Origin of the sequence: Cohnella herbarum (assembly GCF_012849095.1) — a bacterium.
GTDB classification, from domain to species: domain Bacteria; phylum Bacillota; class Bacilli; order Paenibacillales; family Paenibacillaceae; genus Cohnella; species Cohnella herbarum.
The window spans coordinates 5,236,029-5,250,180 of record NZ_CP051680.1; the positions used below are offsets into that span (position 1 = coordinate 5,236,029).

The 14,152-nt window shown below is 48.3% G+C and carries 9 protein-coding genes; 4 read left to right on the top strand and 5 right to left on the bottom strand.

What is annotated here, in order from left to right; all coding sequences use genetic code 11:
• The first annotated feature begins 43 nt into the window (after positions 1-43).
• Genes HH215_RS22400 through HH215_RS22410 form a run of 3 tightly spaced genes read left to right on the top strand, consistent with a single transcriptional unit; the run spans position 44 to position 3,926 of the window.
• Positions 44-925: a carbohydrate ABC transporter permease gene (locus tag HH215_RS22400; protein ID WP_169281922.1), complete on the top strand. Its 882-nt coding sequence runs from the start codon at positions 44-46 to the stop codon at positions 923-925.
• A gap of 16 nt (positions 926-941) precedes the next feature.
• Positions 942-1,772, top strand: coding sequence for a carbohydrate ABC transporter permease (locus HH215_RS22405; protein ID WP_169281923.1), 831 nt, complete (start codon positions 942-944; stop codon positions 1,770-1,772).
• Between the two features lie 24 nt (positions 1,773-1,796).
• The gene (locus HH215_RS22410) at positions 1,797-3,926 is read left to right on the top strand and encodes a hypothetical protein (RefSeq protein WP_169281924.1); all 2,130 of its coding nucleotides are present in this window, start codon (positions 1,797-1,799) and stop codon (positions 3,924-3,926) included.
• A gap of 446 nt (positions 3,927-4,372) precedes the next feature.
• Here the strand turns inward: HH215_RS22410 and HH215_RS22415 are convergent, their stop codons facing one another.
• A complete protein-coding gene (locus tag HH215_RS22415; protein WP_169281925.1) occupies positions 4,373-8,602 on the bottom strand; it encodes an S-layer homology domain-containing protein in 4,230 nt (1,409 codons plus the stop codon).
• 240 nt (positions 8,603-8,842) lie between these two features.
• Complete coding sequence (locus HH215_RS22420) at positions 8,843-9,337, bottom strand: MerR family transcriptional regulator (protein WP_169281926.1); 495 nt, start codon at positions 9,335-9,337, stop codon at positions 8,843-8,845.
• 177 nt (positions 9,338-9,514) lie between these two features.
• Here HH215_RS22420 and HH215_RS22425 point away from each other — a divergent pair, with 177 nt between their 5' ends.
• Positions 9,515-10,369 (top strand): SDR family NAD(P)-dependent oxidoreductase, encoded by an 855-nt coding sequence (locus tag HH215_RS22425; RefSeq protein ID WP_169281927.1) that lies wholly within the window; start codon positions 9,515-9,517, stop codon positions 10,367-10,369.
• Positions 10,370-11,345: 976 nt separating this feature from the next.
• Here HH215_RS22425 and HH215_RS22435 read toward each other — a convergent pair.
• From HH215_RS22435 to HH215_RS22445, 3 genes are all read right to left on the bottom strand, one after another.
• Entirely contained in the window at positions 11,346-12,053 is a 708-nt protein-coding gene (locus HH215_RS22435; protein ID WP_169281928.1) for an ABC transporter ATP-binding protein, read from the bottom strand.
• Positions 12,053-13,174 (bottom strand): ABC transporter permease, encoded by a 1,122-nt coding sequence (locus HH215_RS22440; RefSeq protein WP_169281929.1) that lies wholly within the window; start codon positions 13,172-13,174, stop codon positions 12,053-12,055. Before HH215_RS22440 ends, HH215_RS22435 begins: the two co-directional genes overlap by 1 nt.
• A 120-nt stretch (positions 13,175-13,294) precedes the next feature.
• Positions 13,295-13,861, bottom strand: a complete 567-nt coding sequence (locus tag HH215_RS22445) for a TetR/AcrR family transcriptional regulator (RefSeq protein ID WP_169281930.1) — start codon at positions 13,859-13,861, stop codon at positions 13,295-13,297.
• Positions 13,862-14,152: the final 291 nt, after the last annotated feature.

Below are 14,152 nucleotides of genomic sequence, written 5' to 3' on the forward strand. Positions count from 1 at the left end.
GCCTTCGTCCATGCTGCCGTTATCGACCGTTGGAGGAATACATGTGGCTTCGAAAAAAGGCAGTGCCTACTGGTTTATCCTGCCCGCGCTAATCGTTTATGTCATCCTGACATTATTGCCCTCCTTCTATACGTTCGTTTACAGCTTGACGAACTACGACGGAATCCTGAAGCTGTCGCAACTGCGATTCGTAGGGTTGGACAATTATATATACTTGTTGACTCGGGACAAGCAAATGGGTCAAGCCATCCTCAACACGTTGGTCTGGCTCGTGTTCCAACTCTTACTCGGCAACGGACTGGCCTTCCTGTTCGCCCTGCTGCTGAATCAAAAAATCCGGGGAACGAATCTATTCCGAGCCATCATCTTCCTGCCCGTGGTGATCAGTTCTGTAGCGGTCAGCTTCGTTTGGGGGTATATTTTGGATCCGCAGGTCGGGGACTTGAACAAATTCCTTCAGGCCGCGGGATTGGGCGAGTGGACTCGTAATTGGCTTGGAGACTCCTCCACGGCCTTGATCTCCATCATTCTCGTGGACATCTGGAAAAGCGTCGGATTTAACATGGTCATTCTGTTGGCAGGATTGCAGACGATCCCCTCGGACGTTTACGAAGCGGGAAAAATCGACGGCGCGGGACCGTGGAGAGCGTTTACTCGAATTACGTTTCCATTGATGATTCCCGTACTGGGCATGGTCACCATTCTCACGGTCAACGGAACACTAAGAACCTTTGATATGGTATACATCCTGACCGGCGGGGGACCAGGTTACGAGACGGAAGTGCTGATGACGAGAATCTTCAGCGAAGCTTTTACGGCCAACCGGATGGGGTACGCCTCCAGCCTGGCGGTGCTGCTGTTCGTCGTGCTGTTCTTTTTGGCCTACGCCCAGTTAAAAATGACCGAACAAAAGGATACGAATTAAGGTTGGTGGGACTTAGATGCTGGCAGAGAAGACGCTTTATAAGAATTTGATTTTTTGGCTAATGCTTGGCGTCAGCGCGTTCGTCGCTTATCCGCTGCTGCTGATGATCGGCACATCGCTGAAATCGGAAAACGAGCTATACATGGACTCCGTCGGCCTTTTCAACTCCTTTCATTTCGAAAATTACGTTCGGGTATGGGAGGAAGCCAGGCTTGCCCGAATGTTCTCGAACAGTATAATCGTGACGGTGGCAAGCCTGGCGGGAATCGTCCTGCTTGTGACAAGCGCCTCCTTTGCAATTGCAAGGCTGCGCTTCAGAGGAAGCCGGCTGACGTACTTATTGTTTTTTTCCGGCATCTTTATCCCATTTCAATTAAGCATGGTCCCTTTAATGATTGTGATTCGGGCATTGGGCTTGTACAACAATCTGTTTGGACTCATTTTGGTCTACGTCAACCTAGCGATCCCTTTCGGAATCTTTCTTGTTGCAGGCTATATGAAAACCGTGCCCATGGAGCTGGACGAGTCGGCCAGGATGGACGGTTGCTCCGACTGGACCTTGTACCGAAAGATCATCGTTCCGCTAATCAAACCCGTGACCGTGACTTTGATCATTTTGCAATGCATTCAAATCTGGAACGACTTTTTCCTGCCCAATCTGCTAATCAGCACGACCGCGAACAAAACGGTTACGGTCGGCATCATGAGCTTTCGCGGAACCTTTAGCACGACTTGGAATTTATTGATGGCGGGAGTAACGATCACACTGCTTCCGGTCATGGGGTTCTATCTCTTTACGCAAAAATACATCATCGGCGGAATGACGGCCGGAGCCGTGAAAGGTTAGCCGCTTCGACAAGGGGGCAATCGTATGGAAGAAAAACGCAAACGGATCGGCATTATCGCTACGCGGAACGATCCGGTATTGCTTTACGCGGTGCGAGAATTAAAGCGATATTTGAACGCTTCGGCTTCCCTAGAGGCAGAGGAACGAGAGGAACCGACCGAGGAACGATATGACGGTTATATCGAGCTTGTCATTGGGCATTCTCTTCCGAATTTTTCCTTCGGGATAGAACCCGGGTTCGACTCCGGCACAGGAAAGCCCGTTCTCAGACTGACGGGGCGAGATGCGACGGGCGTCCTGCACGCCGTCTATACCTTTCTGGAGGAAATGGGGATCGTCTTCGATATTTCAGGCCCTGTTGTGACAAAGAGCTTCGAATATGACAAAATATGGGACTTAAAAGAATTCGTAGTACCCGCTGTAAAATGGCGAGGCATCCGGCAGCATATCAACTTCCCAATGGATATTTCCTCCTACTCGCTTCCGGATGCCCGAGAGTATATTTGCAATCTTGCCCGGCTCCGAATGAATTGCATCACGTTTCATAGCTATCCCGGTCAGTGGTACGACCTTCCCTCTGGGGAGCTGGCTGGGAATTTCTTCTACGGGCAGCGATATCCGATTCCTCGGCAGCTCTCCCCTTATATCGCGAATGAAAACTTATTTTGCATTCCGGAGATTGAAAGGCATGACGAAGACGCCCCCTCCAAAAGCCAAGCGGCGATTCAATGGCTAGGCGCGGTGATGCAGGAAGCCAAAGCTGTCGGATTGAAGGTTCGGTTTTCCGTTGAATTGCGCGACCATCTGGATCGGGCAGGATTGGAAATCTGCGATCGGATTCTGGCGCTTTACCCATTGATCGACGAACTGGAGTTGATCACCCAAGAATGCGGAACCTGGGCCTATCCGGTTTTGCCCGCCCGAGAGCTTGAGGGGTTGATTGCGGAATTGTTCGGCCCGGAAGTGCTCGAAGACGGCGCGATTCGCCGAATTCTAGCCGAAGCCTGCCGGGAGACGGACGAAGATACGAAAGCATTTATCAACGCAGGTATCTGGCAGCTTCCGGGTACCTTGAAGGAGCTTTCCAATCATATTCGTCTCGCGAACGAACTGCTGGCATCCAGAGAAGAACGGACGGTGCCGGAGCTTGCGTTGGGCCTCTACGCCACCGACCATTCCACGTTGAAGATCATCCGACGAATACTGGAGACGCACATGCCCGCCGACGTCCGCTGTTCGCTGCTCCCTGCACACGGGGCCAGAGCCGTGGAGAATTCCTTGAAAGCCATGGAAGTGGATCGCGAGCTTATGCGTAACTGTATGATTTACAGTTGGGTAGAGTTTGACGGCAATATGTATTTGCAGCAGAACGCTGTCGAAGGCATTGGGCAGCTTCTTAAGTTCCTGACGACAAGCCAGGATAACAAGCAGATTTACGGCATCAACCTCAACCATTGGAGAACGGCCGAAAACAAAACGGCGGCTAAGTATGGTTCGTTGACGATGATTCGCGGTTATATCGAGCCGGAGGAATTTTACGAAAGCTACGCCCAGAGTCTGGGCATTGCCGACACGCCGCGCTACGCTTCGGCCATGGCATTGTTGGACGAGACGGACGACCAGGTCCGGAACCGGCTAAGCAATATCGGATTCTGCTTTGCGGATTGTTGGTGGAACGGGCGCTTGGGCTATTTCGGTGCCTATGAGCCCCAGCGGATCACGACGATCAGGGAAGAATACAAGAGGGTATTGGAGCTCTTTCAGACGTGTAGGATCGATACGGCAACCGCGAATGGCTCGAACGATCTTGAGCTGATCGCGAATCGAATCGAGTGCACGCTGATTCATCTGAACATGGTCGAAGTAATGACGCAGCTTCAAGCCGTGTGTGGCTCCCTCCCGCCCGGAACGCTTAGCGAAGCGCAGAAACACGACGTCATTAGCGTCTGCACACGAGCGCTTGGCTATTGCGACGAATATATGGAGCACTATTGCCGCATCCTTCCGGATCGGGGCAGCGAGGGAACGGTCATTAGCTACTATCACACGCTCCCTTCAGTCATTCATAAAATTATGGAACTGTACGTAACCGGCTCTATCGAAGAATCCAAGCCAGATTCTCACGCGGATGCCCCCCCCTCACCGGCCATATAATGGAAGAGACCTCCGTTCCCATGACGCACAAGGGAACGGAGGTCTCTATGATACGAGCTCAGGCTTTTGAGCCATTCCGTATGTATTATCACTGAAGGGTATTACCACCAAAAAACCTTTTTCTGATTATTTATCTTATGACGTGCAGGGGTTCATGTGAACACCGTTTTTGCCATTCGAAAAGCCTATACCGAACAAGGCGAAGCGGCCGTCGGACGTAAGAAACGCCTCACCCCGCCTGTTCTCCGTGCTGGATGTGTACCAGCAGCCCTACGATAAAGATTGTCCCGTCATTTGCATGGATGAGAAGCCGTACCAACTTTGGGATGAAGCGCGGCAGCCGCAGTCCGGGTTATCCCTCTCGGCAGCGGGGAATCCGGGTTATCGGTTCTACAAAACAAAGGCTGCTTTGAATTTGACTTCAAAGCAGCCTTTGTCTAGATTCTTTACTTGCTTTTTTGTTCCAGCATTTTTAAGAGCACCGTTACCGCCTCTGCTCTTGTCGTTTTATCTCCAGGAGCGAATTGGTTCGCGCCTTTGCCTTCGATAATGCCCAGCTTTCTCATGGTCGCCGCTGCGCCTTTCGCCCAGCTCGGAATGGCTTTATCGTCTGCAAAGCCAGCTGCCGTAGCCGTTTCGCTAGTCTGACCCAATGCCTTTGCGATCATCGCAGCCATTTCCGCACGAGTGATTTCGGCATTCGGGCGGAAGGAGCCGTCCTCATAACCACTAATAATACCCGCGTACACTGCCTGTGCGATAGATTTCTGCGCCCAGGAGCCGATCATCGCCTTGTCGGTGAATGTCAGGGCGGCTCCATCTCCTTGCGGTTTGAGCGCATTCATCAGCATAACCGCGAATTCCGCGCGCGTCACGGTACGACCTGGCTTAAACGTGCCATCCGGATAGCCGCTAACGATGCCGACGCTTACCGCTTGCTTGATACTGGCTTCCGCCCAGTGTGCGGCGATATCGCTGAAGCTCCCTTTCGTTGTTGCGGATCCATCCGTTGCCGGCAGGGTAGCATCGGCTACTGCGAATACAGCGTATTTGGTGAAGTGATTAACCTCTACGGTAATGTTGTTGCCGCTCACTGTACCGCCGACCTTCACCCATTCCTTCTTCGCTTCGTCATAGTAGAAGACGACCGGCTTTTCATTGCTCTTCAAGCGAGCTGGGTCAAACTTGAAAGAGAGCGTGACAGGCTTGTCGAAGTTCTCCGCGAAGTTTTTCAGAACTTCGAATACCGAGCTGAGAAGAACGTCCTTATTGGTAATCAGCGTCTGTATGTCCGTGAATTTGTCGATCGTTAATTTCAACTCTTTGCCGGTAGCCATTGCAGGAATGATAATCTTTATCCCATCGCCTAAGCTAACCTCACCTGACTTGCCTACAAGAAGCGTCAGTTTACCGTCCGACGAGGTGACTTTATCGCTTGGAGGCATTGCCGGTGCACCAACTCCACCGCCACCGCCGTTCGTTGCGACCGTCACGTTTTCACTGGCATTCGAAATATTACCCAGCCTATCGACAGCCTTAGCGGCATAGGTATACGTCTTCGAAGCAGAAAGCCCGGCATCGACATACGTACTTTCCGCCGTTTCCGCAATGAGCGTCCCGTCGCGATAGATCAAATATTTAGCCACGCCCGAATCGTCATTTGCGGCAAGATGAAGCGTGATTGAGTTTGCCGTTTTTGCGCCCAAGGTAACGGTTACTTGGTCCGGTGCGGTCGTATCCGCAAGCACTCCGTAGGTGGAGAAATGGCTGACTGTCGTCTTCATGCCGCTGTCCGCTACTTGAGAAGGATGATATTCCCACTCGCCTGTAGTTACGTTGTAATAGTAAATAGCGAGTTTGCTCGGATCCGAATTCCCGTCATACCCGAGCGTAATCTCTACAGGGCGATCGACGGTTATCCCTTCAAATTGGAAATCTATAACTTGTCCGGCTCTGGAGAGTTTAATCCCCCCGGACGGCGCGGCGCTCGAATCTCGTACCGTCAATGTCGCACCTTCGGGAATCAACAGTTCGTCAGGCAACTTGATCGTGAGTCCGCCCGAATACTTAAGCGTACGGACCGAAGGATCTAATTGCACCGGCTCTCCCATGAGATATTTTCGGGTGACCGTGACCACGTATGCCGTGTTTGCGCCGTCTTGAGCCGTCACTGCGATCTGAATAGGGTTTGGCCCGACAACCAAGTTTGAAGCGTTGTAGGAATACACATCATCGGCTACCGAACCGTAAGTCGCTCCCGTAACCGTTAGAGATTGATTGGGATCCCCTTTACTAATGAAAAGGTTGAGGCTCGAAACCGTGTTTTCCACATCTACCGTATAATGGGTCTGCGATGGTGAAAAATCGATCGCCCCCTGATCCACTGACAAGCCGGACAACAAGGTATTCGTTGACAGCCATCGCGCATACAAGGTGACATTCTGCGTACCTATAGGGAAGTCTATCCCATTGCCGTAGCTCATGCCGCTTCCATCCGCCGCCGTATTCCACCCTGCGAACGTGTAGCCCGTCTTCACCAGATTTCCGTTGTTTCCGTAAACCGGCACCGTATCGCCTTGATCATAGGAGTTGCTATCGGTCGGAACGCTCCCTCCTGTACTGCCGTTGCCGTTATACGTCACCGTGTATTTCGGGTTCGATTCCCACTTCGCATACAGGATCACATCGGACGAGCCCATGCGGAATGAAAGGCCTGAAGCATAATCTGTCCCGGTTCCATCCGCTTGCGTATTCCAACCTGCAAACGTATAGCGCGTCTTGACTAAAGCGTCCGTGTTGCCATAGACGTTGACTGTTTCGCCTTGGGAATACGACTTGCCGTCAGTCGGCACATTCCCGCCCGTGTTCCCGTTCCCGTCATAGGTCACAAACTTTTGTATGGCCTGCAAATAGGGATATCCGTTATTGCGCGATGGACTTATCCCCCAAATGGTTGTGAAATCCCAGTTTGAATCCGCATAAGTGCTTTGCGTCTTCATCTCCGCGGTCGATCGGCCAACGCCTTTGTCTGTATCCGATTGACCGGTTGTACCCGAGTCGTAGAAGCTGTAGCTGATCGTTCCGCCGTTGGTGCCGATCAAACCGCCTACATTGGTGCCGGTTCCCGTTACGCTTCCTGCTGCATAGCCGTAGCTGATCGTTCCGCCGTTGGTGCCGATCAAACCACCTACATTGGTGCCGGTTCCCGTTACGTTTCCTGCTGCATAGCCGTAGCTGATCTCTCCGAAATTGGATCCAACCAAACCGCCTACATTGTTGCTGCTTCCTGTTACGTTTGCTTTTGCGAAGCTGTTACTAACCGTTCCATAGTAATTGTAGCCAATCAAACCGCCTACCATGGTGCTTGTTCCTGTTACGCTTCCCGATACATAGCTGTTGCTTATCTCGCCGCCATCGATACGGCCTACCAAGCCGCCAACATATTGTTTGCCTGTAACATTCACATTTTCCAGAATCATATTGGAAACACTTGCATCATAGTCTATATGCCCAAACAACCCTGAATAATTATCATTAGGTCGATTAATCGTCAAGCCTGTGATCTTGTGTCCATTGCCGTCCATATGCCCCTGAAATCGACCGCTAGAACCCCCGCCCCCGATCGGCAACCATCCTTGGCCATAGCTGTTCAGATCAATATCCGCCGTCAGCTTGAAATACAGGTCAGAACCCAAATAATTCCTGACCGTATCCAGTTCCTCGCCGGTTGCAATCCGATAAGGATCGCTTGCAGTACCCGTTCCAATGTCTAAAGTCTTATTCCATTTCGCGTACAGCGTCACATCGGACGTGATCACGCCTTCAGCGTCTGCTTTATAATTCACTCCACGTCCATCCGCCTGCGTGTTCCAGCCCGCGAAAGTGTAGCCTGTCTTCACCAGATTTCCGTTGTTGCCGGAAACCAACACCTTAATGCCATTATGTGAACCGCTGTTAGCGGGCACCTCTCCTCCAGTGCTGCCGTTGCCGTTATACGCCACGGTATACCTAGGGTGCACGGTAATCGTAGTGGTCGCTTCGCTTGCGGCATGAGCGTCGTCCCCTGGAAAGGCAGCGGTAATGGCGTGCATGCCGATCGCCAGAGCGGATGTCTTAAAGCTGGCGCTGGACGAGGCGCTTAGGAGCTCTCCCCATCCCACCGTAATCGTCATGTTATCTTGACCCCAGAAGGTGAAAGTCCGAGCAGCGGCATCCATCGTAATGTTCGATAAATAACGTGCTCCTGCCTTTTCCAGTTGGGTAACCATATTGCCGGAAGCGTCGTAAGTCACAATGTTCATCGCAAGGCGATTATCCCCAAAACTGTAAGCCCGGTAGGTGTATGCCCCCCATTGAATAACGGGACATGATGAACCGCAGTTCGTTCTCGTAATCACTGGTTCAGCGGTAGTTAATCCAACGGTCATAAGGTCCTGATTACCATCCCTGAAGGTGACTGTCCCGCTAGGGGTCATTCCACCGATTACCGGATCTAGTGCAGTGACGTTAAAGGTTACATCCTCCCCATAAGTCGAATCCATGGAATTTGCCGAAATCTTCAATGCGGCCGTACCCTGAGCTTTAGCGACCCCCGAATAAACGTTGATGAATACTGCCAAAGCGAGGACGACCGTGAATATCTTTTTCTGTTTTACCATACCCAAAATATTATGCACTTCTATCTCTCCTTAATATAATTCCATTATTTTAATAGATCTGATGCTTTCGTCCTCCGCAATCATACTGTGCCCGTCAGACATAATAGGGGCAATGCGAATAGTATCAGCTTCAGTTTAAGAGTAGATTAAGAGATGCAAAAAAAAGAGACTGCGTAAAGCTCGCAGTCTCTTCCGACTATTGAAAAAGAAGTTTTAAAACATTCTATCTGCTCATTATGAAATATTACAATTGAGGGCTCACCTTCCGGAGGACGGTGAATTGCGCACCCCGGACGATCCAGGAAAAAAAGCCATCTCAACGGGTGAGACGGGCTTTGGGTGCGGTTCTCCCGTCATGGCATCTGAAATATCATCGGAGCAGTCTTTACGGATTCTCCCCACCTCCAACTTCATATCGATAAAATCGACGACTTGCTGCAGAGAGGCGATTTGGGCGATGATATTTTCCCGATGGTTTCTTAAGTGTCCCACCAGTTCGGGATATTCCGCGGGATCCGCATCGGCGGAGACTGCCAAGAAAGGTCGCATTTCTCCCAGCGGCATCCCCGTTTTCTTCAGACAAGATAACAGCCGGATCGTATCGATGTCCTCCTGCCGATAGACGCGGTGCCCGTTATCCTTCCGGTCAGCCCGGCGCAGTAGCGCGATCTTCTCATAATACCGGATCGTATCTTCGGAAATTCCGATCTGCATAGCGATTTGCTTTATTGTAAAAGTCAGCTCTTCCTTCATCCTGTCCGCACCTTTCAGAGATGATTTTAATGCATTATACGTCTGGGTGCCGGCTCTAAGTCAAGTCTCTTAACCCCAGGGCAAAAATCTATGCTCCTCCGCCTTGACTTGGAGCCGACTCCAAGTTATAGAATGTGCATTATCAAGGGGAATCCCGGTATCTGGAGGAGATGTGCAATGAACAAGAGACAAGATCAAACGATCGCATTGATTACGGGGGCTAGTGCAGGAATCGGGTTGGAATTAACCCGGAAGTTGCTGTCGGAGGACTGGCAGGTGATTGCTTTGAACCGTTCTGACTTTCCGGCGGATGATGAGATAATCCAAACTGCACTCAAACTTGGAAAGCTTCGAATATATAAAACGACTGATCTTGCTGATTATTCCAGCTTGATTCGGGCATTGGAAGAAATCAAAGGCAAGGAACAGCGAATCGACATCCTGTTTAACAACGCTGGCGGATCCTTTCCCGAGCTGAGTTATTCAAAACAAGGGCGTGAACAGCATTATGAGTTGTTAACGGTCGTTCCGTATATCATTCTGATGGAATTGATGGAACTACTTAAACGTGGTCAATTAAAAACGGTGATCAACACCTCATCTTCAGCACAAAAATGGACTAAAGAGTTTACTATCGAAATACTAGAGCGTCCCAAAACCTTCCGTAAGCTGCTTGGTCCTTACGCTGCCTCCAAGCTGGCTCTTTCACTATGGACTCAGGCCATAGCGCCGCAGCTTGCCAAGGAAGACATCAGGGTCCGCAGTGTTGACCCAGGCGGCAACAATACGCTGAGAAAAGGAAAACCATCCGGTCTGCCTTTATTGGTTACAATGTTAATGAAGTTGTTTTTTTCTCCGCCTACCCACGGAGCCAGCAAGTTGTATGAAGGAGCCCTCGGGGGACATCGCGATAAGACTGGTGTGTTCTTGGTGAACGGCCGGGTTGCAGAAATAAAATTTCAAGATCAAGCGCGGAACGTACTGCAAAGTGTTAATGCGATTTATGAACACGAATTTTTACTGCATCGTTGAAATCGTACGGCAGTATCCGAGTTTCCCTGCAATTACTTTTCGCCGTCACTTATGAAACTATCATAGGCCAACTCAACACCGTTGACTCTTAGAATGTTCATGATTGTTTTCTCCTTCAGTTAATTTGGCATCGGAAGCTCAGTTAAAGGCAGGAGGCGTGAATCTTCGATTGCTGCAGTCCGATGTCCGATACCTGTCAGGTAGTCTTGATGACTTGAAAAAGAAATAAAAACAATATTACCCGGGTAAAATATATTTCTCTGTCTTATATAGACGGCATTGAAGGATATCTATAAATGAATGCAAGATCAGTCATAGAGATTAAAAGTGTTTTTTGAATTAAGCGACTCAGAAATTTAGTGTAAACCTGGAAATCTTGTACACCTAAGTGTAAAATCTACAACTAGTTTGGGGAGTTTTTTCTTTCTCATATGACTAAGTGTAAATCCTACAACTAGATCAGGAGAATATTTCGTTCGCAGACGAAATCAATCAATCTAAGTGTACTTTTTACATTTAAGAGGTGGAAACGAGGAATTTAGATGACACTAAATGTACATTTTACAATTAGATTCTGAGTGTTGTGAGAATCGAGTATGTATTTTAGTTAAGCATAGATAGGTGACAGATAACATTCCGGGAACTCTTTAAGCGCTGCTGTTAAAGGCTTTATTAACGAAATAAGTAATAGACCAATAGAAGTTATCAACAGGTTTAGGATTAAAATATAACGGATTATTTGGTACCGTCTATATAATTTAACAGCGCATTTTTGGATCATCCGTAGAGCGACATCTAAAGGCACCCGATATCGGGTGCCTTTAGTCTAGTCTTCACTTCCGAGAATCGGAGATTTCTTTGGCGTTCAATAGACCCAAGCCTTTTACAACATGATTCGTCATCTGTTTCCTCATTAGCAGCAATCGTTAAACCAATCGAGAAGGAAAGTGCCGTGAAATGAAGGAAAAAAAAGAACTCAAACATGGACTCCCCTTGATCTTGACATTTCAGCCAACGACAATTTCCCATCTTCCATTCGGTATACCTTGTCGCAATATTCAAGCATACGCTCATCATGGGTAACCATAATCGCCGCTTTCCGGCGTGACTTCACCTCATGCGCAATTAGACCAACCACTTCATGGGCGCGCTTGGTATCCAAACTTGCTGTCGGCTCATCCGCCAAGATGACGTTGGGATTATTAATTAAAGCACGAGCAATCGCTGTGCGTTGCTTCTCGCCGCCTGATAACTCTTCCGGAAGGCTTTTTAACTTCGAGCCCAGACCCAGCTCTTCCAGCAATTTAGCGGCGAATTCCTTATCCTCCCTTTTAACCTTTCCCGACATCCTTTTTACTATTAACAATTGATCAAGAACATTTAAATAAGGAACCAAATTCGATGATTGCATAATAAATCCGATTTCTCGTAACCTTATATTAGAAAGTTCCTTCGCTGTAAGCGTAGAGATATTATACCCATTCAGCTTAACATCTCCTTCGGAGGCCTTAAGCAGCGCTCCTGCAATGGATAAGAACGTACTTTTACCAGACCCGGACGGTCCAACTACAGCAACGAACTCACCCGGCCCCACTGATATCGACACATGATCGAGTGCGGCGATTCGATTGCTTCCTTCGGCATAATACTTTGTGACTTCACTCATTTGTAATCCCTTAGTCATTATTCAACCCTCCCAAGCGCTTTGAGCGGATCAATCTTTGTAATCTTGCGAACAGATACCATCGAACTTAGCATAGCGATAATTAGCAAGATAACAGAATACGTGACGACAAGACTGGTTTCCAGCCTGAATGGCATACCCTTCGGCATAATGGCAGCCGTTCCATAAGTCAGTAAAATTCCAACTACAATACTGGTCAGCGAAAGCACAAACACTTGCGATACAATAGCTTTGCCCAGAAATCCGTTACTAGCACCAATGGCTTTCATAATGCCGAACTGGTTGGTCTTCTGCATCGTAATTACATAAAAGAACACCCCAAGCACGAATGCGGAGATAGCAAGCAGAAATGCAAGCATCATTAAAATAGTACCGTTCTCTTCTTTGTACCCCGGCATTCCTTGAACGGCTGCCGCTCGGGTAACCGTATCCGTATTTGATAGCTTACTGTTAATTAAATCCGGATCGATATTCTTGCCTTGTAACATAATCGCATTAACGGGCCCTGCGACTCCTTTATCCGAACCCGGAGCCGCGAAGGTAATCTTCCGCCATTCAGCCATCGGAGTAAATACCGATGCAACGTGGTTATAGGTCTGATTCTCGACATATCCGATAATCGTCAAGGATTCCGTCGTTCCATCTAACTGAAAAGTGTCGCCAATGTTATAGCCCTCATCCTTCATGGTTGAATTCACCACGACACCCGTAGGGTTCCCGGAAGATAGGCTTTCCCCTTCTACGATAGCCGGTTCCAAGAAGCTTCCTGGGTTAATTCCAATAATCGCGATGTCCACCTTATCTTCATTCTTGGTGCTTTGCTCCTTCAGCGCCGTTGCCATCGTTGTTCCCATAGGTGCGGCAGCACTCACATTTGGTAGCAGCTCCACTTCCGCCATCAATTGATCAGACAGTAACGACTTGCTCATTGAAGACTGCGCCCCTTCTTCAAAGACGACATAATCAGCCTTCATGGTCTTGAATGTTGATGCAGCTAGCGTAGATAACCCATTCCCCAAACCTGATAAGATGAATACCAACCAAGCGATTAGTACAAAAATAATGACGATCATTAGAAATCTCATTTTACTATTCATCAATTCCTTCATAGCTAAAAACATTTTCTTTTCAACTCCTTATCATTTTTGACACATGTGTCAATTTAATAATACCGTTACACTTATCCCCGCTAATTAAACACCATAAATGACACTTGTGTCAAATTAATTTCAAGACTGCGGCTAGCTCTTTGCTCCCCCAATCCACATTTGAAACAACAGCTTTCCCCATTCAGGTGTAGGGATATTCAACATATTAGGCGTATTAATTAAGTTGAAAAAAACACCAATAAGTACAGGCAGTGGGATATCTTGGCGCAGGCTTTTATCCTGTTGTGCCCGTTCAAACAAGCGTGATAATTGAATTTTGAGAGTCATATGTGCTTCCTCAATAAATTCAAGATCTCTCGCTGCCGCAGAAGAATTAGTAGTATTAATTTTACCAGCATCTCCTAGAAGTTGATGGAGCGTAGATTCTTCTACGTAAATGAGAAGTAACTGCTCGAGAGCGTCCATAGGATCAGTCTCATCAATTGCTGATGAATTTTCTAATACCGTTGCTATTACGCGTTTCATACAAGCAGCAACTATCTCTTCTTTATTAGAGTAATATTGATAAATAGTGCTCCGGGCTCCGGATAGATGCTGTGAGAGCAGTTTGAGATGAAATCCGTCGTAGCCATGCTCAAGCACTAATTTTTTTGTCGTATTCAACAGCTCTGTCTCAGTAAAAGATTGTTTTCTTCCCACTGAATCTCTTCCTTTTCATCATATAAGGATCTGTGTTAGAAGTGAGTGCAGGTCATATCGGCTTGATCAAGCAATCGCTGAACTCCAAGCCATGTTCACCACTATGTACTAACGCAGTCTTCTACAAGAGATGTTTTTTCATTTATACAAAATGATTGACGCTACGATCGGCGATACAGTACCATTATAACCCGTTATCGCCAATTCGGTCAGTGAAGTCAAACTATTCACAACCTCAACGGATTTTAAATTCCTTACCAACGTAAGCTAATACAAGTGGCACAATGAATA

Excerpts from the sequence above, each read along its gene's own strand:
- HH215_RS22405 (WP_169281923.1), top strand. The coding sequence starts at position 942 with ATGCTGGCAGAGAAGACGCTTTATAAGAATTTGATTTTTTGGCTAATG.
- HH215_RS22410 (WP_169281924.1), top strand. The coding sequence starts at position 1,797 with ATGGAAGAAAAACGCAAACGGATCGGCATTATCGCTACGCGGAACGAT.
- HH215_RS22420 (WP_169281926.1), bottom strand. The coding sequence starts at position 9,337 with ATGAAGGAAGAGCTGACTTTTACAATAAAGCAAATCGCTATGCAGATC.
- HH215_RS22425 (WP_169281927.1), top strand. The coding sequence starts at position 9,515 with ATGAACAAGAGACAAGATCAAACGATCGCATTGATTACGGGGGCTAGT.
- HH215_RS22435 (WP_169281928.1), bottom strand. The coding sequence starts at position 12,053 with ATGACTAAGGGATTACAAATGAGTGAAGTCACAAAGTATTATGCCGAA.
- HH215_RS22440 (WP_169281929.1), bottom strand. The coding sequence starts at position 13,174 with ATGTTTTTAGCTATGAAGGAATTGATGAATAGTAAAATGAGATTTCTA.